Raw genomic sequence first — 23,061 nt, 5'->3', positions numbered from 1 at the left:
CGCGCGGAGAAAGGGCCGGGAACGCGAACGGGGCCCCGGCACGTGCCGGGGCCCCGTTCGCGGGGCGGCTCAGGTCGAAGACCGCGTGACGGGCTCGGACCGGAGAACGTGCAGGTGCTCGGATCGAAAACCGCCTGGCCGCGTGGCCGCTCAGACCAGACCGAGCTCGCGCACCGCGGAACGCTCCTCCTCCAGCTCGCGCACCGTGGCGTCGATGCGCTCGCGCGAGAAGGCGTCGATCTCCAGCCCCTGGACGATCTCCCACTTTCCGTCGCGCGAGGCGACGGGGAAGGACGAGATGAGCCCCTCGGGAACGCCGTACGAGCCGTCGGAGGGGATCGCCGCCGAGGTCCAGTCGGTGCCGTTGACCCAGTCGAAGACGTGGTCGATCGCCGCGTTGGCGGCGGAGGCGGCCGAGGACGCGCCCCGGGCCTCGATGATCGCGGCGCCGCGCTTGGCGACGGTGGGGATGAAGGTGTCACGCAGCCAGGCGTCGTCGACCAGCTCAGCGGCGATCTTGCCGCCGACCTCGGTGTGGAAGAGGTCGGGGTACTGAGTGGCCGAGTGGTTGCCCCAGACGGTCATCTTCCTGATCTCGGAGACCGGGACCTGGAGCTTGGCGGCGAGCTGGGAGATCGCGCGGTTGTGGTCGAGACGCATCATCGCGCTGAAGCGCTCGGCCGGGACGTCCGGGGCGTGCTGCTGGGCGATGAGCGCGTTGGTGTTGGCCGGGTTGCCGACCACCAGCACGCGGATGTCGTCCGCCGCGTTGTCGTTGATCGCCTTGCCCTGCGGGCCGAAGATGCCGCCGTTGGCCTGGAGGAGGTCACCGCGCTCCATGCCCTTGCTGCGGGGACGGGCCCCGACCAGCAGCGCGATGTTGGCGCCGCTGAACGCCACGTTCGGGTCGTCGGTGACCTCGATGCCGCTGAGCAGCGGGAACGCGCAGTCGTCGAGCTCCATCGCGGTGCCCTCCGCGGCCTTCACGGCCTGCGGGATCTCCAGGAGGCTCAGCTTGACCGGGACGTCAGCGCCCAGCAACTGGCCCGAGGCGATGCGGAAAAGCAGCGCGTAGCCGATCTGACCGGCGGCGCCGGTGACGGTGACCTTTACGGGAGTCTGGGCCATGACCTTCCCCCACTCGAAGGATGAATTGTGACGCTCGGATGCTACCCGTCCACCGCGGACGACCGTCCGGCGAGTGCCCTGATCGGCCCTCCGGGTGGCAGGACCGGTGCGACGAACGCCCCGCCGACCGTGGGTGAGAGCACCTCCGTACGTCCATCCACCGATGGACGCCGGTGGACACCGGTGTCCACCGGTGGACCGCCGGCCCGTCTCCGGACGTCGGCCGAATGTCACGACCGGGTGACCGGCTCCCTCCGGGTCCGGTTTCCCCGGCGAGGTCGTGTGACGGCGCGTCAGGAGCAGGGGGCCATGGTGGGGAGGTTGTTCTCCCGCTCAGGGAACTCGACCTTGGAGAAGTGCTTGTCGAGCAGCTTACGGACCGTGCCGCTCCGGTAGAGGTCGGCGATCGCCCCCCTGACGGCCTCGCAGGCGCGCACGTCGCCCCTCTTGAGCGCCACCGCGTAGCGCTCGTCGGTGAGCTTCAGGCCGAGCAGCTTGTAGCGGATGCTCTCCCGGTTGCCGAAACCGGCGAGCAGCAGGTCGTCACCGGGGATCGCGTCGACCTCGTCGGCGGCCAGCTTGTTGACGCAGTCGGAATAGGTCTTCGCGGGAACCAGCGTGAGCCGCTCCACCGCGCCCTGCAGGACCGCCACGGCCGCGCTGAAGTCCGGCTGGCACATCCGGCTGCCCTCCAGGCCCTTCACGGTCACGATCGGCGAGCCGTCCTTGACGAGGGCGTCGACGTGGGCGAGGTAGTACGGCCCCGCGAAGGTGACGTCGTCGGTGTCGTTGATCGAGTACGTGGCCAGGACGAGGTCGACGTCACCGTTCGCCAGCAGTTTCGGCCGGTCGGGACGGGCGGTGGCCCGGAAGGTGACGCCGCTCTCCGGCACCCCCAGCGCCTTGGCGATCTCAAGGGCGAGGTCGACCTCGAAGCCGCTCCACCTGCCCTGGTTCTTCAGCGCGATGCCGGGCAGGGAGTCGCGCAGGCCGATGACGAGTTTGCCGGTCTTGGCGGCCTTGTCCGCCACGGAGGTGAACGCCGTCGGGACCGGTTCCTCCGGCCCGCCCTTGTCGACGGGCCTCGGCCACCACCGGTAGGCGGCGACCGCCCCGGCGGCGAGCAGCAGCACGGCCACCGCGGCGGCGATCCAGCGCCTCCCACGCGGGCGGCGCGGCGTCTTCTGCGTCTTCGGTGTCCCGTCGGAGATCGTGGCCGCCTGCCAGCTGGGCGGCGGCACCTCCCCGGCGTACCCCACGTACCCGGGAGACCCCGGAGACGGGGACCGGTCCCAGTGGTCGGGAGACGGCAGGCGGTCCCGGTGGTCGGGAGAGGCCGGATGGTCGTGACGGCCCGAGGAGCGGTGCTCCTGCGGGCGGTGGTCCGGGAGGCGCCGCTCCGAAGGATACGACTCGGGAGCGCGGTGGCCGGGGAAGGACGGATACTCCGGGGGATACGACTCGGGAGCGCGGTGGTCCGGGAGGGACGGGTACTCCGGGGATGTGGGGACGTGTGAGGGCCCGCCGTGGTCGGTGGGTGCGCGGCGCTCGTCCTGGCCGGCCCCGGTCCGGCTTCCCTGCCCCGGGTGAGTCCCTCCGCTCTGATCGCCGTGGCCGGGGTGGGTACGCCGGTCGTGGGCGGGATGCCGGACCTGGAACCCCGTGGACGGGAGAGGCGGGTCGTTCGGGAGACCGCCCGTCCTGGGGTTCGGAGTCCGCATGGGGCTGGTGGCGTCGTCGTCACGGCCCTGACCGCCGACGTCGCGGGCGTACCCCCGCTCACGGCCCTGCCCGTCGGAAAGGCCCTGCCCATGGGAACGGCCCTGGTCACCGCTTCGGTCACCGCTCTGGTCACGGTCCTGGGTACGAGACCGAGGCTCGTCGCGGGAGGACTTGGGGACGGCGACCTGGGCGCCCTGGGTGAGGATCGCGGGCGAGGCGTTCGCCGTCTCGGGATGGCCGAGCAGCCGGAGCAGGAGCTGGTCGGCCGAGGGGCGCATGGCGGGCGACTTGGCCAGCGCCGAACCGACCACGCCGCGCAGCGGCTCCGGCAGCATGCCGAGGTCGATCTCGTGGTTGAGGATGCGGTTGAGCACCACCGCGATCGAGCCGCCCGCGAAGACGGTCTCGCCGGTCGCGGCGAACGCGATGGTCGCCCCCCAGGCGAAGACGTCGGTGTGCGGCCCGACGTCGGCGCCGGAGATCTGCTCGGGCGCCATGTAGGCGGGGGTGCCGATGGCCCGGCTGGTGATCGTTCCGGTGGAGTCGAGGATGCGGGCGATCCCGAAGTCGACGACCCTCGGGCCGTCGGCGGCGATGAGCACGTTGTCGGGCTTGAAGTCGCGGTGCACGATCGCGGCGTGGTGGATCGCGGTGAGCGCGGTGGCCGTGCCGATCGCCAGCCGCTGCAGCGGGGCGCCCCTGAGGGGGCCGTCGGTCTCCACGACCTCGCGCAGCGACCTGCCCTCGATGTACTCGCTCGCGATGTAGGGGGTGTCGCCTTCGAGGTCGGCGTCCATCACGCCCGCCGTGCAGAACGAGGCGACCCGCTGGGCCGCCCTCGCCTCCCTGGCGAACCGGGATCTCGCGATGGCGTCGCCGGAGAACTTCACGTGCAGCAACTTGATCGCCGCCCGCTCCCCCGCGGCGTTGATCCCGAGGTAGACGACGCCCTGCCCGCCCTCGCCGACCCGCCCGACAACGCGGAACGGCCCGAGCTGGCGCGGCTCTCCCGCTTCCAGTGGCGCGATATCCGGCATCATCGTCCCCACGGTCTCGTAATCTTCGACGTGGCAAACTTTACGGCGCCATGACCCGCCCTCTCCCGCTGTTATCCCGACGTGACCTCATATTCCCTCCGGGAACGACCGGCCTTCCGGTCGTGTCACGCCGAGAAACAACGGGCATCCCACCCGCCCAATTTCCGACATTAACCCCAATCTGGCGCTCCAGCCGCTTAGATCGCTACCGTTGTACGTCCCTCAGGCAAGCCGGAGCAAAAACTTCCATGCGCCGATATATCGGTTATCGCGAGTTCGTACAGCGCGATCAGCGTTCCCTCGTCGGCACCGCCCTTCTCCTCACCGGCAGCCACGAGCAGGCCATCCGCCTCACCCTGCGTTCCTTCCACACCGTCGCCCTCTCCTGGCCGCCGCCGCTGTGGGAGAACCCCACCACGCACGCCCAGATCGCGCTCTACCGCCGCTTCCTCCAGCGGCCGAGCGCGGCGGGGCCGACGGCGCTGGTACGGATCCCGCCCCGGCAGCGGCTTCTCGTGGTCGCCTGCCTGCACGACGGCAGGTCCCGCGCGGAGATGGCCTCCCTTCTCGGGCTGCCGGAGAAGACCGTGGAGGCGGAGATCGCCGAGGCGGTCGACACCCTCACCAAGGGCAGTGAGAGCCGCCTGATCACCAGGATGGCCAACGCCGCGGGTGAGGCCTCCGTCCCCGATCTCTCCGCCCGGTCCATGCGCACGCTCAGGCGGCGCCGCGCCAGGGGGGTCCTGCTCACCGTGGCCGCCGCGCTCGTCCCGGTCGGACTGGTCGCCGCCTTCATCGTGCTCCAGCAGGGCGAGGTGTGGAACTCGGCGCTGGGCGAGCGCAACCAGGCCCGCGCGGCACAGGAGCCCGTACGGGCGGTCTCCAGCCCCGAGCCCGACGGCCGGGAGCCGGACGGTTCCACGCCCGACGGCCGGGAACAGGCCGGCGGGGAACCCGGCGGCGCCCCGGCGCCGTGGCAGGCTCCGCGGACCTCCTCGGTGATCCGCTACGCGGTCCCGGCACCGTGTCCCGAGGGCGACGCCGCACCCCCGGCGCGGGCCGGAGACGTCACCTGCGCGGGCTGGACGCTGACACTGGCTCCCGGCGGCCCCGAGAGCCCCGCTCCCGGCCCCAACGCCTGCGAGGGCCGGAAACCCTGCGAGTCGACGCTGAGCGTCCCCGACGCCGCCCAGCGCCTCGCACACGGGGACGAGGGGGAGCGCCCCCGGCTCGTCCCCGCCGTCAGCCGCGACGGGCGCCGCATCGCCTACCTCAGCGCGGCGGAGCGCCGCTACGTCGCCCATGACCTCGGCAGCGGCGTGAAGCGTCATCTGTCGCCGGTCCTCGTCCCCGCCGACACCGAGAACGGCACCGCGGTGAGCGTCTCCCCCAACGGCCGCCACTTCACCGTCACCCTCGGCGAACGGCGTCTGCGCACCGACTTCACGACCGGCGTCCTGACATCCCTGCCCGCGGAACAGGTGTCCCCGGCGGAGAAGATCTCCCCCTGGCTCCGGGAGCGGTACGGGACCTGGTCGGACTCCCCCAGCGGGAGATACTCCGCCGCGATCGTCACCGGGAAGGGCGAGAAGCCTCACCGGCTCCACATCGTCGACGCCACATCACGAGATGTCTTCAAACGGCTCCCGCTTCCCGAGGTGAAGCGGCCCGCCGAGGCCGAGGTCGTGAGCTGGCTGAACAACCGCGAGGTGGTCGTGAGGATGAGCGCGAAGGCGGGAGGCGACCTCCTCGGCTTCTTCCGCGTGGACGCCGTCAACGGACGGGCGCACCGCGTACCCGGCCTCCCGGCCGACGCCTCGCTCGTCCTGGGGGCCGCGACGGCGTCGTGACCGGCCCCCCTGTGCCGGGCCATGGCCGCAACGGGAAAAGGGCCGCCGTGGGGCGGCCCTTTTCTGCGGGTCCTGCGAGTTCTACAGGTCCTGCGGGTTCTGCGTGCGACGGTGCCGGCCGGGTGAGGGCCGGTGCCGCCGGAGACCGGTCGGGTGCCGGTCAGCCCATCTTCTTCTTCAGGTTCTCGTCCAGGGCCGCCAGGAAGTCCTGGGTGGTCAGCCACTTGGCGTCGCCGCCGACCAGCAGGGCGAGGTCCTTGGTCATCTGGCCGCCCTCGACGGTCTCGACACAGACCTGCTCGAGCTTCTCCGCGAAGTCGATCAGCGCGGGGTTGTTGTCGAGCTTGCCGCGGTGCTGCAGGCCCCGGGTCCACGCGAAGATCGAGGCGATCGGGTTCGTGGAGGTGGGGTTGCCCTTCTGGTGCTCACGGTAGTGGCGGGTCACCGTGCCGTGGGCGGCCTCGGCCTCGACGGTGCGGCCGTCGGGGGTGAGCAGGACCGAGGTCATCAGGCCGAGCGAGCCGAAGCCCTGCGCGACGGTGTCGGACTGGACGTCGCCGTCGTAGTTCTTGGCGGCCCAGACGTATCCGCCCTCCCACTTGAGCGCCGCGGCGACCATGTCGTCGATGAGGCGGTGCTCGTAGGTGATGCCGGCGGCGTCGAAGTCGGCCTTGAACTCGGTCTCGAAGACCTCGGCGAAGATGTCCTTGAAACGGCCGTCGTAGACCTTCATGATCGTGTTCTTCGTGGAGAGGTAGACCGGGTAACCGCGCGACAGGCCGTACCGCATGGAGGAGCGGGCGAAGTCGCGGATCGACTCGTCCAGGTTGTACATCGCCATCGCGACGCCGGGGCCGGGGAAGTCGTAGACGTCGAGCTCGATCGGCTCCGAGCCGTCCTTGGGGGTGTAGGTGAGGGTGAGGCTGCCCTCGCCGGGGATCTTCAGGTCGGTGGCGCGGTACTGGTCGCCGAACGCGTGACGGCCGATGATGATCGGCTTGGTCCAGCCGGGAACGAGCCTCGGCACGTTGGACATGATGATCGGCTCACGGAAGATGACACCGCCGAGGATGTTGCGGATGGTCCCGTTCGGGGACTTCCACATCTTCTTGAGGCCGAACTCCTCCACCCGAGCCTCGTCAGGGGTGATCGTGGCGCACTTGACGCCGACGCCGTACTGCTTGATCGCGTTCGCGGCGTCGATCGTCACCTGGTCGTCGGTGGCGTCGCGGTGCTCGATCCCGAGGTCGTAGTACTTCAGGTCGACGTCGAGGTAGGGAAGGATCAGCTGGTCCTTGATGAACTGCCAGATGATCCGGGTCATCTCGTCGCCGTCAAGCTCGACGACGGGGCCCTCTACCTTGATCTTGGGCATGCGTGTGGTTCCCCTTCTGAACTAATTTGGCCAGACAGTCCTTTTTGAGGCTCACTGGCCGTTGAGGCTATCGGACCGGGCCCGTCGCCTGGCGACGCACCCGTTCCTCCGACCTATCGCATCGGCATGAGCGCCGGATATTCGAGGATCAGCCCGCCCACCATGAGCGCGATTCCGAGACCCGCGAGGGTGAGGACGTCGGTCGTCTTGCGGCGCACGGCGAGCCGCCCGCCTCCGGCCAGCCTGGCCAGCGCCCCCAGCGTCATGACGGCACCCAGGGCGAAACCGCCCCACTCGGGCATGTCAAGCAGCACCGCGAAGACAATGGCGGCGACCGCGCCGACCGCCACCAGTGGGTACGCGCCCCAGCGCTCCTCGTTCGCGTTCACCGCTCGCGCGTTCACCGGCCCATCACTCGCTCTCGCCTCCGACTCATCGATTCCGACCTGTCCGATCCCGGTTCTTCTGATTCGGGGTCACATGATCCCGGTGCGCATGATCCCATTTCCTCTGATTCCAGGTCATACGATCCCTGATCACCTGATCCCGGCTCATCGCTCGGTGATCGGCTTCCACTTCTGGTCACGCTCGCCGATGTACTCGCTGTCCGGACGGATCAGCCGGTTGTCGGCGTGCTGCTCGATGACGTGCGCGGTCCATCCTGACATGCGGCTCACGGAGAAGACGGGAGTGAACAGGTCCGTCGGGATGCCGAGATAGTGGTAGACGGTCGCCGCGTAGAAGTCGACGTTCGGGTAGAGGCCCTTCGTCTCGAAGACGACCTCCTCCATCTCCTTGGACATCCGGTAGTACGTGTCGTCGCCGGACGCCTCGCCGAGCTCCCGCGACATCCTGCGCAGGTGCGTGGCCCGCGGGTCCTCGGTCTTGTAGACGCGGTGCCCGAAGCCCATGATCTTCTCTCCCGCGGAGAGCCTGTCCCGTACGGCCTGGGCGACGGAACCCGCGTCGAGCGACTCCAGGGTGCGCATGACCTGCTCGTTGGCGCCGCCGTGCAGGGGGCCCTTGAGGGTGCCGATCGCCGCCACCACGGCCGAGTGCATGTCGGACAAGGTCGCGGCGCAGACGCGGGCGGCGAACGTGGAGGCGTTCATCGTGTGGTCGGCGTGCAGGACCAGGCAGGCGTCGAAGATCTCGACCTCGCGCTCACCGGGGGTACGGCCGGTGATCTGGAGGAGGAAGTTCGCGGCCACGCTCAGCTCGGGGTCCGCGTCGGGAACGGCGGTGCCCGTCCTGGCCGCGTGGTAGCGGGCGACGAGGATCGGCTGCTGTGCGGTCAGCCTGGCGGCCTTGCGCAGGTTCGCCTCGGGGTCGTTGGTGTCCTTGTCGGGATCGTCGCCTCCGGCCAGCGAGACCAGCGTGCGCAGCGCCTCCATGGGGGCCTGCTTCTCCGCGATCTCCGGGATGTTGGCCTCGACGAGCGCGCCGAGCGTGCGCCCTCGAACCAGCTCCTCGCCGTACGCCGACAGCTGCTCCCGGGTGGGGAGGGTGCCGTACTGGAGCAGGTGGGCGGTCTCTTCGAAGGTGGTGCGGCCCGCCAGATCGTGGATGTCGTAGCCACGATAGAAGAGGCGACCGGCCTGACCGTCGATGTCACTGAGCGCTGTGGATGCGGCTACGACATCGGCGAGACCTTTGGTGGGTTTGTCCGCCATAAGTGTTTCCTCCGCTTATCTGTGCCCGAAGTCTACCTGTGAGCAGCGGAAACCCTCCCGAGAGGTGCACGCCAATTTCACGTGGGATTCTCCTTCTGGCAAAGGCGATTCCCCATCACCTCGTCTGGGTAAGCCGGAGCTGTAGGAATAGTTACGGCGGGCTACCTGGGGAGGAACTGCCGTGGAGGGGCCGTTCATACGCATCGAGGACACAGGCGAGGTGGTCCCGTTGCGCCCCGAGATCACGACGATCGGACGTGGCCGGGGAGTGGACATCCGGCTCACCGATCCGAGTGTTTCCCGGCTGCACGCGGAATTCGTCCGGCGCGGACCCTACCTGTACGTCGTTGACCTGGGCCTGTCCCGCAACGGCACTCGGGTCAACGGTCGGCCGATCGCCCGGAGGGTGCTTGACGACGGTGACGTGGTGTCCTTCGGTGCGGCACGAGGCAGGATCGGCGGAGTGCCACGCGAGGACTTCGCCCCGGAGATCGAGCTCCGCCGCGCCGCGGCGCCGGAGCTGACCAGGCGGGAGGTTGATGTCCTGACGTCACTGTGCCGTCCGGCGCTGTCGGACGAGGCGTTCGTCGCACCGGCCACGGCCAGGGAGATCGCCGACGATCTGGTGGTGACGGAGGCGGCTGTCAAACAGCACCTCCTGCGCCTCTACCAGAAGTTCCGGATCCCGGAGGGCACCAACCGGCGCACCAGGCTGGCGAACGAGGTCGTCGCCCTGGGGCTGGTCAGGCCCACCCCCGTGGTGCCGCCGCAGCGCGCGGCCGGCGCTCCCGAGCCTCAGACCGCGTCGTCCACCACCGCGAACCGCAGGGCCTCGTGAGCGAGGCCCGGTGGCCGCGGATCCTGTGAGCAAGGTCTCATGGACGGGCGCACCGAACGGGTCGGGCAGGACCGGATCATCCGGTGAGTGCCGGGCGGGTCCGGTGAGCGAGGTCTCGCGAACGAGCGAGCCGAATGGTTCGGGCGGGTCCGGATGATCCGGTCCTGCCCGAGACATTCGGTGTCGCCCGTGCTGTCAGGCGCCGCCCGTGCTGCCAGGCACCGCCCGTGCTGCCAGGCGACGCCATGACCGTCAGGCGTCGCCGGGCCTGCTCCGCGTCCCCGAGGGAGAAGGGCCCGAGATCGCGGGGTCAGCCGCGCTCCGCCTCCCTCGCCTCCTTGCGCTCGATGATCCTGCGGGTGAAGGGGATCCACTCCATCGCCCGCCCACTGAGGTAGGCCGCGCCGAGCGCGAGAATGATCATCATCCAGGGGCTGATCCAGACACCATGCATGATCACAAAGGCGTACAGGGCGTGGTCGAGCAATGGCATGAGGAGGCTCCACGACTGTGACGAAAGGGATGCTTCAGACTAACCGCAGGTCAAAGCTTTTTCATCCAGGTGGTCCTGTCTAATCCGCCACTTTCCTATCTCCTGTGCGCAGCCGCCACAGTCGTCGCGACGGCCGCGCAGCGGGAGCGGGTCAGTGGAAGAAGTGGCGGGTTCCGGTGAAGTAGAGGGTCACCCCGGCCGCCTCGGCGGCCGCGACGACCTCCTCGTCCCTGATCGAACCGCCCGGTTCCACGACCGCCTTCACACCCGCGTCGATGAGGATCTGCAGACCGTCGGGGAAGGGGAAGAACGCGTCGGAGGCCGCGGCGGCACCTGAGGCTCGCTCGCCCGCCCGGGAGACCGCGAGCCGCGCCGAGTCGACCCGGTTGACCTGACCCATGCCGACACCCACCGACGCGCCGTCCGAGGCGAGCAGGATCGCGTTGGACTTCACCGAGCGGCACGCCCGCCAGGCGAAGGCGAGGTCGGCGAGCACCTCCGCGGAGGCGGCGGGTCCGGCCTTCAGCTCCCAGTTGGACGGATCGTCGCCCGGGGCGTCGACCCGGTCGGCGGTCTGCACCAGCAGGCCACCGTCGATCCGGCGGAACTCCGCCGGGTTGGACGGCCCCGCGGGGCAGGACAGCAGCCGGATGTTCTTCTTGGCGGTGAGCACCTCCAGCGCCTCCGCCGTGAAGGAGGGCGCCACCACGACCTCGGTGAACACCTCGGCGATCTGCCGGGCCAGCTCCCCGGTCACCTCCGCGTTGACCGCGATCACCCCGCCGTACGCCGAGACGGGGTCGCAGGCGTGGGCCTTGCGGTGCGCCTCGGCGACGTCCGCGCCGATCGCGATGCCGCACGGGTTCTGGTGCTTGATGATCGCCACGGCGGGCGCGTCGAAGTCCCACGCGGCCCGCCACGCGGCGTCGGCGTCGAGGTAGTTGTTGTAGGACATCTCCTTGCCGTGCAGCTGCTCGGCGTTGGCCAGGCCGTCCTTCTGCCCCGAGTACAGGGCGGCGCCCTGGTGCGGGTTCTCGCCGTAGCGCAGCGACGACCGCAGCTCCCAGGCCGCGCCCATGTAACGCGGCCACGCGCCCTCCTCGGCGGCGTAGACGCTCGCGAACCAGGAGGCCACCGCGGTGTCGTAGGCGGCGGTGTGGGCGTACGCGGCGGCGGCCAGGCGGCGGCGCTCGGCGAGGGTGAAACCCCCGTCCGCGATCGCGGCCAGCACCTCGCCGTACGAGGCGGGGTCGACGACCACCGCGGCGGTGCCGTGGTTCTTGGCCCCGGCCCGGATCATCGCGGGGCCGCCGATGTCGATCTGCTCCACGCACTCGGCGTCGGAGGCGCCGGAGGCCACGGTCTCCTCGAACGGGTAGAGGTTCACCACCACCAGCTCGAACGGCTCGATCTCCAGCTCTTCGAGCTGCTTGGTGTGCGACGGGTTGCCGCTGTCGGCGAGCAGCCCGGCGTGCACGCGCGGGTGCAGCGTCTTGACCCGGCCGTCGAGGCACTCGGGGAAGCCGGTCAGCGACTCGACAGGAGTGACAGGGACGCCGAAGGAGGCGATCTTCGCGGCGGTGCCCCCGGTGGAGACGATCTCCACACCCGCGGCGTCGAGCCCACGGGCCAGCTCCTCCAGCCCGCTCTTGTCGTACACCGCGATCAACGCGCGCCGGATGGCGATGCGGGTCACTTCGTGCTCCTCCTGGTTGGTTCCGGGTTTCCCCCGGGAACCCGGCTCATCCGCCGGGTCGTCCGAATCGAACAATCCTGCCGGTGACGGTCCAGCCCTCGCGGGCCATCCGGCCGACGGTGTCGACGAGCAGATGACGCTCGACGGTCTTGATGCGCTCGTGCAGGGTCGGCTCGTCGTCGCCGTCCAGCACGGGCACGGCCTCCTGAGCGATGATCGGCCCGGTGTCGACGCCCGCGTCGGCGAGCATCACGGTGCAGCCGGTGACGCGCACGCCGTACGAGAGCGCGTCACGGACGCCGTGCGCGCCGGGGAAGGAGGGCAGCAGGGCGGGATGGGTGTTGAGGACCGGGAAGGCGTTCAGCGTCGGCGCGCCGAGGATCTTCATGAACCCCGCGCAGACCACGAGGTCCGGCCGGTACTCGGCGATCCGGGCGGCGAGCCTGCCATCCCACTCCTCGCGGGTGGGGTGATCGGCCAGCCTCTCCACGAAGGTCGGCACCCCCGCGCGCTCCGCACGGGTCAACCCCTCGATACCGCCGCGATCGGCGCCCACGGCCACGATCCGGGCACCGTAGGTCTCGTCTGCCACAGCGTCCAGCAGGGCCTGTAGGTTGGTTCCAGAACCGGACACGAGAACCACAAGCCGAACGGCCTGGGATGACACCGACGCACTCCATTCGGACGGGGACTCACGCCGCTGCAAGGGTATCGGCCTGTCCGTACGAACGATGCAAGGAGGTCAGGTGACACCACCGGTCGAGGTCCGGCCCACTGAGAGCGCCGGTCGCAGGGCGCTGTGGCTCGCGGTCGCCGCGGCGGTGATGACGCTGCTACTCCCCCTCGCGGGAATCGTCATGGCGATCTTCGCCCTCGCCACCTCGATCCGCGCGATCGGGACGCTCCGCGCCATCCCCAAGCCGGCGGGCACCGCCGTGGTGGGCGTCGTGCTGTCGGCCACGGCGTTGCTGATCTCGATCGCGGTGACGTCGCTGCAGTTCTACTTCGGTGACGAGCTGGCCGCCTACACCGAGTGCGGCAGGGGCGCGGGCACCGTGGCGGCGCAGAACCAGTGCGTGGAGCAGCTCGAACGGGCGATGGAGAAGAAGCTGCCCTTCCTGGAGCCCGGCCAGGTGCGCTTCCCCTTCCCTCCCTGACCGGCGCGGCTCTCATCGCCCGGTCCTGACCGGCACGGGACTTCACCCGGCGCGACTCTGACCGGCTTGGATCCGTCGGCCCCTGTTCGGCGCGAGGCTTCTCCCGGCGCCTCCCTGACCGGCTCGGACCTGCTCGGCTCTCATCACCCGGCTCCGACCGGCACAGAGCTTCACCGGCTTGGATCGATCACTCGGCCCGGACCGGCGCGGAGTCTCAGTCGCGGTCCCAGGCGTAGGGGTCGACGTAGATGACGTGGCCGCCCTTGTCGTCGCTCTCGTCGACGATGTCGCGCCGGGGCGGGCGCGGCGGGTCGGGGCGGCGGGCCTTCTGCGGGTTCTCCGCCGCGGCCGAGGCGTGCTCGTCCTCCCAGTCGTCCCTGATGACCGGGATCGGCTGGGTGTCGCACTCCGTGGCGTCCAGCCAGTAGCCGGGGAGTTTCTGGAGTTCCTCCGGCTCGGCGAAGCCGACCTTTCCCGCCGCCGAGGCCGCCGCCTTGGCGATCTTGGCACCCGCCTTGCGCACCGGTGCGGTGGCGGTGCCGACCTTGGCCGCCGCCTTGGTGACGGCCGTGTTGTGTCCACGGAAGATCAACCACCAGTTGGCCAGTCCCGCGGCGATCCCGGCCGCGACGCCCACCTCCAGGGTCACCGAGACCATCACCTCCCAGCCCGAGGGACCCAGCGCGGCCAGCCGCGAACCGCCGAGCGAGCCGCCGGAGAGCGCGGCGAGCAGGCCCGCCACCGTCCCGGTCGCGAGCCCGCAGGCGAATCCCCACAGCGGCGCCCCCTCGTACGAGGGGGAGGGCGAGATCCGGACGACCAGGACACCCGCCACGGCCCCGGCGAGGAAAGGCACCGCGATCACGATCATCACCCAGGCCGGCGTCGGGCCCGCCTCGGGCAGCGCGCCCAGGATCGGCAGGCTCGGGACCGTGCCGAGCTGCACGCCCGTCGGCGCGACCAGCGTGCCGGTGCCGACCGCGAACCCCGGACCCGCGATGTAGGCGAGGCCCCAGATGACGGCGTTGAGCAGGTAGAGCCCCTGCACCAGCAGGAGCAGCGCACCTCCGACGAACCCCGGCGCCAGGATCCCGGAGAGTTCCCGCACCTGCCCGAAGTTGACCACGACGGCCCCGGCCACCATGACGGCGCCCGCGACGAGCATGATCCCCAGCGCGGCGGACGTCCCGGCCACGACCGAGCGCAGCCGCTCGGGCAGCAGGCGCAGCATCGAACGCCAGGGGCCGATCGTCCTGGCGACGGCCACCGAGCCCGCGAGGAAGGCCAGCACCAGATGGCTGGCCAGCACGTCGCCGAGGAAGGGCTGGGTGATCTCGTTCCTGGTGACCAGCGCGATCAGCCCGGCCAGCAGCGCGTACGGCGCCGCCAGCGAGATGCCCGCCTGCGCGATCAGGACCAGCTGCGCCCTGCGGCGGGCGTTGGACACCTCCTTCGGGGTGTTCTTGGGCAGCCTGGCGGGCAGCCGGAGCCGCAGATCCGCGTCGCGGGCCATCCACATCCCGGCGCGGTACAGCAGGAAGGCGGGCAGGATCGTCAGCCCGAGCGGAAGCAGGCCCACCGAGCCGCCGGGGATCGCGAAGCCCGCGTGGTGCGCGGCGAGCCAGAGCTGCGACGCGGTGCGGAACACCGCGGGCAGTCCCGCGCCGAGCGCGCCGCGGGGAGCGGCGATCCAGCCGACCAGGGTGAGCGTGGTGAGCACCGCCAGCCCCACGCCGAGGGTCCACGCGGCGGCGAGCATTCCGGAGACGGGAAGCGGCCGACGGGCGTCGTCGTCGTCACCCGTGAGGCCGGGCAGGGGGATACGGCTGAGGACGTTACGGGGAGCCGTCCGTAGCTGATCGAAAAGGGCCGTCACAGTAGTCGATGCTCTCAGGATCTTCGGTGCGGAAGGGACTCCCTCGCCCGCGTGTCGCGCACCGCGTCACGGGATCTCCCTGTGGTATCCGGGTGACGCCGACACGGAAACCGCATGGCGAAGGGCGCCCGGCGGGATGCCGGACGCCCTTTGAAAGTGGGCGGGGCCGTGGCCCCGGAGCCGTGCGTCAGAGCGACTTGACGACCTCGCGCATCAGGCGGGCGGTCTCGCTCGGGGTCCTGCCGACGCGGACGCCGACCTTCTCCAGCGCGTCCTTCTTCGCCTGGGCGGTGCCGGCCGAGCCGGACACGATCGCGCCCGCGTGGCCCATGGTCTTGCCCTCGGGGGCGGTGAAGCCCGCCACGTAGGCGACGACCGGCTTGGTGACGTGCTGCTCGATGTAGGCGGCCGCGCGCTCCTCGGCGTCGCCGCCGATCTCGCCGATCATCACGATCGCCTCGGTGCCCGGGTCGTCCTGGAACGCCTGCAGGGCGTCGATGTGCGTGGTGCCGATGACCGGGTCACCGCCGATGCCGACCGCGGTGGAGAACCCGATGTCGCGCAGCTCGTACATGAGCTGGTACGTCAGCGTGCCCGACTTCGAGACCAGGCCGATGCGGCCCGCGCTGGTGATGTCGGCCGGGATGATCCCCGCGTTCGAGGCGCCGGGCGAGGCGATGCCGGGGCAGTTGGGCCCGATGATCCGGGTCTTGCCGCCCTTGGCGACCGCGTACGCCCAGAACTCGGTGGTGTCGTGGATCGGGACGCCCTCGGTGATGACCACGCAGAGCGGGATCTCGGCGTCGATCGCCTCCTTGACGGCGTCCTTGGTGAACGCCGGGGGCACGAAGACGACCGACACGTCGGCGCCGGTCTCCTTGATCGCCTCCGCGACGGTGCCGAAGACGGGCAGGCCCTCGTGGACGGTGCCGGCCTTGCGTGCGTTGACGCCGCCGACGACGCGGGCGCCCGAGGCGAGCATCCGGCGGGTGTGCTTGGTGCCCTCACCGCCGGTCATGCCCTGGACGATGATCTTGCTGTTCTCGTTCAGCCAGATGGCCATTACGCACCTACCGCGGCGAGTTCGGCGGCGCGCTTGGCCGCATCGTCCATGGTGTCCACCAGTTCGACGCCGGGGAGCTTCGCGTCGGAGAGAATCTGACGCCCGAGTTCGGCGTTGTTGCCGTCCAGGCGGACGACGAGCGGGCGGCTCACGCTCTCGCCCCGGGCCTCCAGCAGCTGGAAGGCCGAGACGATGCCGTTGGCGACCGCGTCACAGGCGGTGATGCCGCCGAAGACGTTGACGAAGATCGACTTCACCGCGGGGTCGGAGATGATGATCTCCAGACCGGCCGCCATCACCTCGGCCGAGGCGCCGCCGCCGATGTCGAGGAAGTTGGCGGGCTTGGGCGTGCCGGGGAACGCCTCGCCGGCGTAGGCGACGACGTCCAGGGTCGACATGACCAGGCCGGCGCCGTTGCCGATGATGCCGACGGAACCGTCGAGCTTGACGTAGTTGAGGTCCTTGGCCTTGGCCGCGGCCTCCAGCGGGTCCTCGGCGGCCTTGTCCTCGAAGGCCGCGTGGTCCGTCTGGCGGAACGCCGCGTTGTCGTCGAGGGTGACCTTGCCGTCGAGGGCCTTCACCTGGCCGTCGGCGGACAGGATCATCGGGTTGACCTCGACGAGAGAGGCGTCCTCGTCGACGAAGGCGCACCAGAGCTTCTCGATGAGCTCGGCGGAGCCGTCGAGCGCGGCCTCCGGCAGCCCGCCGGCCTGGGCGATCTCACGGGCCTTGGCCCGGTCGACGCCGTCCAGGGGGGAGATCGGGATCTTCGCGACCTTCTCCGGGGTGCTGTGCGCGACCTCTTCGATGTCCATGCCGCCCGCGGCGGAGCAGATGGCGAGGAACGTACGGTTGGCGCGGTCGAGCAGGAAGGAGAAGTAGTACTCCTCCGCGATCGCGCTCGCCTCCTCGATCAGGACCTTGTGGACCGTGTGGCCCTTGATGTCCATGCCGAGGATGTCGGTGGCCTTCCGCTCGGCGTCGGCGGCGTCGTCGGCGACCTTCACGCCACCGGCCTTGCCGCGACCACCGGTCTTGACCTGGGCCTTGACGACGACACGGCCGGTCAGCTCCTCGGCTGCCGCCCGTGCCTCCTCCACGGTGTGCGCGACCACGCCGCGCGGCACCGGGATGCCGTACTCCGCGAAGAGCTCCTTCGCCTGATGTTCGAACAGGTCCACGAGGGTCCGTCCTTGCTTGTCCGGCTGGTGTACAGATGAGAGCGGGCCGACTCCATGATCCAAGGGGAGCCCGACGGTTTTGCGCCAATGACCCGACGGTTTTGCGCCAATGAAGCCTAGCCCGCCTGATGACATGACCAGGTAACCGGGTTCCAGATCGTACGCCTCGAACGCTGTGAGCGCCGAACCGACAGGCCCTGCCGCCGCCCCGTGAGATCGTTCACCGGAGCGGCGAGCGACCTGTCAGAGATCCGTCGGAGTGGCGGGAGACCGGCCCGAAGGGGGATGTCAGACGGGCGAGGGGATCGCGCTGCGCACCCAGTCGACGATCTCCTGGGTGGTGGCGCCCGGGGTGAAGACGCGTGCGACGCCCATCTCCTGGAGCGCGGGCATGTCGTCCTCGGGGATGATCCCGCCGCCGAACACGACGATGTCGCTCGCGTCGTTCTCCTTCAGCAGCTCCAGCACCTTCGCGAAGAGCGTCATGTGCGCGCCGGACAGGATGGACAGCCCGATCGCCGCGGCGTCCTCCTGGATCGCGGTGCGCACGATCTGCTCGGGCGTCTGGTGCAGGCCGGTGTAGACGACCTCCATCCCGGCGTCCCGCAGCGCCCGCGCCACGATCTTCACACCCCTGTCGTGGCCGTCCAGCCCCGGCTTGGCGATGACGACGCGGATTCTTGACACGGCATCCATCCAGACCTCCTTGTCTGCGCTCCCCTCGCGACGTGGGAACTGTCGGAAGCGTAACCGGCCACGTCTCACCGGGGTCGGCGGGCCACCGCGACCGGCACATCTCGCCGGAGTCGGCGGGCCGTCGCGAACCACATTACAGCGGCGCCGATTTCATCGTTTTTTCTCGTACGGCGCCACGGCCGCCGCCCGAACGACCGTGCCCCGGTTAAACCGGCGGGAATGCGCGGGAGGGCCGAGGTCCCGCGAAAAACCCACGAAAAAAGGAAACCGACCGTCCGTGGTCGACCGGAAACAGACCCGTGTCTCCGTAGGGCCCCCAAAGGTCCAGAGGACGCCTCTGCACCGAATATGCACGTTTAATTCAAGGCGATCCTCCAAATGCGCTACCATTTCGTGATCTTGCCCCGCAAGAATGTGTTTCCCCTCCCCAGCGGGGTGGAGGGATCAATCAGGAGGATCTTCCTTTGAAGCGATACATCGCCGGTCTGGCGTGCGCCGCGACGGCCATGCTGGGCGTTCCGGCGCTGGCATCGACCGCGCACGCGCAGGCCGCCGACCCGGTCAGTGCGCTGAAGAAGCAGTTCAAGAGCGGCCTTGGCGTCACCTACGTCGACACCACGAAGGTGCGGGCCTCATACGGCAGCGCGGTCACGGCCCAGCGAAAGGGGGTGTTCCAGTTCGGCGCCTCCGGAATCAACGCGTCCGACCAGACCACCAAACTGCGCTTCAAGGCGAGCGACATCGCGGCGATTTCCGAGGAGCTGAGCGAGGAGGACGCCAAAGTTCTGGCCGGGCTGACCTCGCCCGAGCGGGTGATCCGCGTCAAGAACACCTCCTACATCTCCGGCGGAATCTTCGGCCAATTCCTGCCCGACGACAAAACGTGGCTGAAGACTCCCAGCGGCATCCTGGGCAACAACGGCCGGTTGAGCCAGCTTGTCAACCCGGCCGAACCCGCGACGCTCAAGGCCCTGCTCGCGCGCGCCACGGTCAAGCGTCCGACCGCCTACTCGGGGAAGATCACCTTCGGTGAGCTCTACAAGGTCTCACCGTGGTTCCGGGCGGGCATCTTCATTCCCCCGACCGCCAAGCAGTCGAAGACCGTGGTGCAGTGGAAGCTGGTTCTCGGTTCCGACCTGCTCGCGAGGAAACTGACCACCAGCTACTCCGCCGGCGCCCTGGGCGCCCCGGGAGGGACGACCCTCTCGGTCGAGACCCGATACACCGGTTGGGGCTCCAAGGTCACGGTCAAGGCGCCGCCCGCCGACCAGGTCGCCCAGCCCGGTGACCTCGATGAGGGCGTGGAGGCCGACGCCCCCATCCAGCTGCTGAGTGGCGCCAGCTGATCGTCTTTCTTCGGTCGCCGCGTCGGTCACACCACGCCGATCGCTTCGTACCGATCGCATTTCGCCGGTCGCCACACGATGATCACACCGCGTTGACCGTCCCGCGCTGACCACCCCGAAACCACACGAGCCGCGCCCGGTGGGCCTCACCCGCCGGGCGCGGCTCGCGGCGTTTCCATGTGCGCGGGATCCGACACATGCGAGACCTGACGTGCTCGGGAGCTGACGGGCTCGGGACCCGGCGCGTCGAAGGATCCTCCTACCGCCTGGGACGATCGGCTGTCCGGCATGTTCGGCTCCCGGTATGGTTCGGCAGGCGGTCGGCGCCCTCCGCGTTCTTCGGTCACACGGGACTCGCCGGCTTCGGCGGTTCTTGATCCGATATTTCGGGATATAGGCAAGAATCTTCTTCCGCCCTCAGCGACGACGCGAGGACACATACGGGAGGACCCCCTCGATGAGGCGAATGATCGCCGCCCTCACCGGCGCCACCGTGGCAGCTCTGATCGCTCCCACGCTGGTCGCCGTCACTCCGGCGAGCGCGAAGACCACCCCGGCCGCGACGGCCTCGGCGGCCGACCCGGTCTCGGCATTGAAGCGCCACTTCAGGACCCACAGGGGCGTGAAGCTCACCGAGAACACGAAAGTCGTCGGTGAGGGCAAGAAGCACCGGGCGATCTTCACCCGGCGGAGCGGCGTGCTGGAGTTCGGCAGGACCGGCCTGGTCGCCTCGGACCTCACCACCAAGTTCAACCTGCCCGCAGAGGATGGCGAGCTCAAGGGCCTGTTCACCCCGTCGCGGACGATCTCGCTGAAGGGCGTCTCCTACACCTCGGGCGGCATCTTCGCCGAGTCCATGCCCGAGGGCAAGAAGTGGCTGCGCACTCGCGGCGACACGGCCTACCTGGTCAGCGCCGTCCAGCAGATCATCAGCACCGTCGAGCCCGCCACGCTGCGGGCGACCCTGGCCCGCACCACCGCCAAGCGTCCCGGCGGGACGTGGGACGGGACCCGGACCACGGTCCACTCGGGCACGATCACGCTGGCCGAGCTCTTCAAGGTCTCTCCCGCGGTGCGCGCGATGCTGGTCAAGAAGCCCACCGGCAGGTCCGCGACGCTCCCGGTGACCTGGAAGATCTACGTCGGCTCCGACCAGCTGGTCCGCCGGGTCGTGTCGTCGTACACGGAGTCGACCCGGGGCCTCAACAGCACCGAGCTGTCCTACGTCAACGACACCCGCTACACCGGCTGGGGCACCAAGGTCACGATCAAGGCGCCGCCCGCCGGCCAGGTGGTCGAGTTCGACGAGCTCATCGGTGACACCTCCCCGCCGGAGGACCCCATCGGAGAGATCTTCAAGGGCTGAACCGCACGCCGCCCGAGGTGATCGGCGACTCGAAGACCGGTCCGAGACGATCACCGAGGGCATCTCGGACGGGATGAGTGCCCGGCGAGCGACAGCCGGGCACTCGTCGGACACCTCCGCCCGGACACCCCGGCTCTCGGCACCTCTCGCTCGATTACGGTCGGTCGACGTCCGGCATCGTCATCCGGTGCCGGACCCGCGGGTCCCGAAGGTCGAAGCGACGGAGCTCTCCGGGCCGTGGAGTAAGTCAGCCCAGCGTGGATCGCCGGTCGCGGGTCAGAGCTTCTCCAGCGGCGCGTACGCCAGCAGCAGGGTCTTCTCTCCCCCGCCACCGAAGTCGATCTTGACCTTGGTCTTCTCCGCGACGCCGTCCACCGACACCACCGTGCCCAGACCGAACTGGTCGTGGGTGATCCGGTCACCGGGGGTGAGGTTGGGGATCTGCCTGCCGCCGGGCTTCCTCGCCGGGGCGGGGCGGGAGTCGCGGCGGGTGGCGGCGCTCCAGGCGCTCTTCTCCGGGTCGCTGCGCCAGTCGACCAGCTCGGACGGGATCTCGGCGACGAACCGGGACGCCGGGTTGAACGCGGGTGAGCCCCAGGAACTACGGACGGCCGCCCTGGAGATGTAGAGGCGCCGCTCGGCCCTGGTGATGCCGACATAGGCCAGGCGACGCTCCTCCTCCAGCTCCTTGGGCTCGCCGAGAGAGCGCATGTGCGGGAAGACCCCGTCTTCCATGCCGGTGAGGAACACCACGGGGAACTCCAGCCCCTTGGCGGTGTGCAGCGTCATCAACGTCACCACGCCCTGACCGCCGTCGGCCGCCGGGATCTGGTCGGCGTCGGCGACCAGGGAGACCTGCTCCAGGAACTCGACCAGCGTGCCCTCGGGATTCGCCTCCTCGAACTCGGAGGCGACCGAGATCATCTCGTCCAGGTTCTCCAGGCGGCTCTCGTCCTGCGGGTCGTTGGAGGCGGTGAGCTCCAGGCGGTAACCGGTGCTCACCAGCACCTCCTGGGCCAGCTCCGAGGGCGTCATGTCGTCGGCCTTCACCATGAGCTCGTCCATCAGCGCGACGAACTCGCCGATGGCCTTGAGCGAGCGGGTGGCCATGCCCGGCGCCTCGTCCGCCCGGCGCAGCCCCTCCCAGTAGGGGATCCGCTCCCTGGTCGCGAACGCCTCGACCATCGCCTCGGCCCGCTCGCCGATGCCGCGCTTGGGCACGTTGAGGATGCGGCGCAGCGAGACCACGTCGTTCGGGTTGGACAGGAAGCGCAGGTAGGCGAGCAGGTCGCGGACCTCCTTGCGCTCGTAGAAGCGCACCCCGCCCACCACCTTGTAGGGCAGACCGGTCCGGATGAAGATCTCCTCGAACACCCGGGAGGCGGCGTTGGTCCGGTAGAACACGGCGACCTGGCCGGGAACGACGTCCTCGTCGTCGGTGAGCCTGTCGACCTCCTGGGCGACGAACATGGCCTCGTCGTGCTCGTTGTCGGCGACATAGCCGATGATCTTCGCCCCGGCGCCCTGGTCGGACCAGAGGTTCTTGGGCTTGCGGCTCGCGTTGCGCGAGATCACCGCGTTGGCGGCGGACAGGATCGTCTGGGTGGAGCGGTAGTTCTGCTCCAGCAGGATCGTCCTCGCCTCCGGGTAGTCGCGCTCGAACTCCAGGATGTTGCGGATCGTCGCACCGCGGAAGGCGTAGATCGACTGATCGGCGTCACCCACCACGCACAGCTCGGCCGGAGCGACCCTGCTCTCGCCACCCTCCCTGACCACGTCACCGTCGGCGGTGCGCGGCTCGGGACGGCCCGCGATCTCGCGGATCAGGGTGTATTGGGCGTGGTTGGTGTCCTGGTACTCGTCGACCATGATGTGGCGCCAGCGGAGCCGGTAGTGTTCGGCCACGTCGGGGAAGATCTGGAACAGCGTCACCGTCAGCATGATGAGGTCGTCGAAGTCCATCGCTCCGGCCTCGGTGAGCTTCTGCTGGTAGTTGCGATACGCCTCGGCGAGCTTGCGCTCCAGATGGGTGGACGCCTGGGCCGCCGCCGTCTCGTAGTCGATCAGCTCGTTCTTGAAGTTGCTCACCTGGGCGGAGAACGACCTCGGCGGGTAACGCTTGGGGTCGAGGTCCATCTCGCGGCAGACCATCGCCATCAGGCGCTGGGAGTCGGCCTGGTCGTAGATGGAGAAACCCGAGGGGAAGCCGAGGCGCTTGGCCTCGCGGCGCAGGATCCGCACGCACGCGCTGTGGAAGGTCATCACCCACATCGCCGCCGAGCGCGGGCCGATGAGCCGGTCGACCCGGTCCTTCATCTCCCTCGCGGCCTTGTTGGTGAAGGTGATCGCCAGGATCTCCTGCGGCTGCACGCCCCGCTCACCCAGCAGGTAGGCGATGCGGTGGGTGAGCACCCGGGTCTTGCCGGAACCCGCACCCGCGACGATGAGCAGGGGGCTGCCGTGGTGCACGACGGCCTCGCGCTGCTGAGGATTGAGCCCGTCGAGCAACGGATGGGTCAGGGAAGCGGCTGGGATCGACACGTCCCCTAGGTTAGAACGACCGA

General features: G+C 69.7%; 18 protein-coding genes. 5 read left to right on the top strand and 13 right to left on the bottom strand.

Annotation, left to right across the window (positions count from 1 at the left end; all coding sequences use genetic code 11):
• Nucleotides 1–150: 150 nt before the first annotated feature.
• Entirely contained in the window at nucleotides 151–1,128 is a 978-nt protein-coding gene (locus ABT352_RS08215) for a malate dehydrogenase (protein ID WP_350943443.1), read from the bottom strand.
• Nucleotides 1,129–1,421: 293 nt separating this feature from the next.
• On the bottom strand, nucleotides 1,422–3,890 hold the full coding sequence (locus tag ABT352_RS08210; protein ID WP_350943442.1) for a protein kinase domain-containing protein: 2,469 nt from the start codon (nucleotides 3,888–3,890) through the stop codon (nucleotides 1,422–1,424).
• A gap of 245 nt (nucleotides 3,891–4,135) precedes the next feature.
• On the opposite strand from ABT352_RS08210, the gene ABT352_RS08205 reads away from it, so the two are divergent.
• Nucleotides 4,136–5,737: a hypothetical protein gene (locus ABT352_RS08205; protein WP_350943441.1), complete on the top strand. Its 1,602-nt coding sequence runs from the start codon at nucleotides 4,136–4,138 to the stop codon at nucleotides 5,735–5,737.
• Nucleotides 5,738–5,897: 160 nt separating this feature from the next.
• Here ABT352_RS08205 and ABT352_RS08200 read toward each other — a convergent pair whose 3' ends face one another.
• The 3 genes from ABT352_RS08200 to ABT352_RS08190 all read right to left on the bottom strand — a co-directional run bounded on the left by ABT352_RS08200 (nucleotide 5,898) and on the right by ABT352_RS08190 (nucleotide 8,785).
• Complete coding sequence (locus tag ABT352_RS08200) at nucleotides 5,898–7,112, bottom strand: NADP-dependent isocitrate dehydrogenase (RefSeq protein ID WP_350943440.1); 1,215 nt, start codon at nucleotides 7,110–7,112, stop codon at nucleotides 5,898–5,900.
• 113 nt (nucleotides 7,113–7,225) lie between these two features.
• Nucleotides 7,226–7,516, bottom strand: a complete 291-nt coding sequence (locus tag ABT352_RS08195) for a DUF3017 domain-containing protein (protein WP_350943439.1) — start codon at nucleotides 7,514–7,516, stop codon at nucleotides 7,226–7,228.
• 147 nt (nucleotides 7,517–7,663) lie between these two features.
• Nucleotides 7,664–8,785, bottom strand: coding sequence for a citrate/2-methylcitrate synthase (locus ABT352_RS08190; RefSeq protein WP_350943438.1), 1,122 nt, complete (start codon nucleotides 8,783–8,785; stop codon nucleotides 7,664–7,666).
• A gap of 181 nt (nucleotides 8,786–8,966) precedes the next feature.
• On the opposite strand from ABT352_RS08190, the gene ABT352_RS08185 reads away from it, so the two are divergent.
• Entirely contained in the window at nucleotides 8,967–9,623 is a 657-nt protein-coding gene (locus ABT352_RS08185) for an FHA domain-containing protein (protein ID WP_350943436.1), read from the top strand.
• Between the two features lie 310 nt (nucleotides 9,624–9,933).
• Here the strand turns inward: ABT352_RS08185 and ABT352_RS08180 are convergent, their stop codons facing one another.
• The 3 genes from ABT352_RS08180 to purN all read right to left on the bottom strand — a co-directional run bounded on the left by ABT352_RS08180 (nucleotide 9,934) and on the right by purN (nucleotide 12,446).
• Complete coding sequence (locus ABT352_RS08180; protein ID WP_350943434.1) at nucleotides 9,934–10,116, bottom strand: hypothetical protein; 183 nt, start codon at nucleotides 10,114–10,116, stop codon at nucleotides 9,934–9,936.
• Between the two features lie 151 nt (nucleotides 10,117–10,267).
• Entirely contained in the window at nucleotides 10,268–11,812 is a 1,545-nt protein-coding gene (purH, locus tag ABT352_RS08175) for a bifunctional phosphoribosylaminoimidazolecarboxamide formyltransferase/IMP cyclohydrolase (protein ID WP_350943432.1), read from the bottom strand.
• 46 nt (nucleotides 11,813–11,858) lie between these two features.
• Nucleotides 11,859–12,446: a phosphoribosylglycinamide formyltransferase gene (gene purN / locus ABT352_RS08170; protein ID WP_389975996.1), complete on the bottom strand. Its 588-nt coding sequence runs from the start codon at nucleotides 12,444–12,446 to the stop codon at nucleotides 11,859–11,861.
• 112 nt (nucleotides 12,447–12,558) lie between these two features.
• Here purN and ABT352_RS08165 point away from each other — a divergent pair, with 112 nt between their 5' ends.
• Nucleotides 12,559–12,969, top strand: coding sequence for a hypothetical protein (locus ABT352_RS08165; protein ID WP_350943430.1), 411 nt, complete (start codon nucleotides 12,559–12,561; stop codon nucleotides 12,967–12,969).
• A 214-nt stretch (nucleotides 12,970–13,183) separates the two neighbouring features.
• On the opposite strand, the gene ABT352_RS08160 is transcribed toward ABT352_RS08165, so the two are convergent.
• From ABT352_RS08160 to icmB, 4 genes are all read right to left on the bottom strand, one after another.
• Nucleotides 13,184–14,845 (bottom strand): cell division protein PerM, encoded by a 1,662-nt coding sequence (locus ABT352_RS08160; protein WP_350943428.1) that lies wholly within the window; start codon nucleotides 14,843–14,845, stop codon nucleotides 13,184–13,186.
• Between the two features lie 187 nt (nucleotides 14,846–15,032).
• On the bottom strand, nucleotides 15,033–15,908 hold the full coding sequence (gene sucD, locus ABT352_RS08155) for a succinate--CoA ligase subunit alpha (protein ID WP_350943426.1): 876 nt from the start codon (nucleotides 15,906–15,908) through the stop codon (nucleotides 15,033–15,035).
• The gene (gene sucC / locus ABT352_RS08150; RefSeq protein WP_350943424.1) at nucleotides 15,908–17,089 is read right to left on the bottom strand and encodes an ADP-forming succinate--CoA ligase subunit beta; all 1,182 of its coding nucleotides are present in this window, start codon (nucleotides 17,087–17,089) and stop codon (nucleotides 15,908–15,910) included. The genes sucD and sucC overlap by 1 nt, the downstream gene beginning before the upstream one ends.
• 288 nt (nucleotides 17,090–17,377) lie before the next feature.
• The gene (gene icmB / locus ABT352_RS08145) at nucleotides 17,378–17,785 is read right to left on the bottom strand and encodes a coenzyme B12-dependent isobutyryl CoA mutase small subunit (RefSeq protein ID WP_350943422.1); all 408 of its coding nucleotides are present in this window, start codon (nucleotides 17,783–17,785) and stop codon (nucleotides 17,378–17,380) included.
• A gap of 464 nt (nucleotides 17,786–18,249) precedes the next feature.
• Between icmB and ABT352_RS08140 the strand changes: the two genes are divergently transcribed.
• A complete protein-coding gene (locus ABT352_RS08140) occupies nucleotides 18,250–19,131 on the top strand; it encodes a hypothetical protein (protein WP_350943420.1) in 882 nt (293 codons plus the stop codon).
• Between the two features lie 457 nt (nucleotides 19,132–19,588).
• Nucleotides 19,589–20,497, top strand: a complete 909-nt coding sequence (locus ABT352_RS08135) for a hypothetical protein (protein ID WP_350943419.1) — start codon at nucleotides 19,589–19,591, stop codon at nucleotides 20,495–20,497.
• 276 nt (nucleotides 20,498–20,773) lie between these two features.
• On the opposite strand, the gene pcrA is transcribed toward ABT352_RS08135, so the two are convergent.
• Nucleotides 20,774–23,038 (bottom strand): DNA helicase PcrA, encoded by a 2,265-nt coding sequence (pcrA, locus tag ABT352_RS08130; RefSeq protein WP_350943417.1) that lies wholly within the window; start codon nucleotides 23,036–23,038, stop codon nucleotides 20,774–20,776.
• Nucleotides 23,039–23,061: the final 23 nt, after the last annotated feature.

This window comes from Streptosporangium sp. NPDC000563 (assembly GCF_040299985.1).
Classification (GTDB): Bacteria; Actinomycetota; Actinomycetes; order Streptosporangiales; family Streptosporangiaceae; genus Streptosporangium.
Note: the sequence above shows the minus strand (reverse complement) of the source record. Positions and strands in the feature narration are given on the sequence as shown.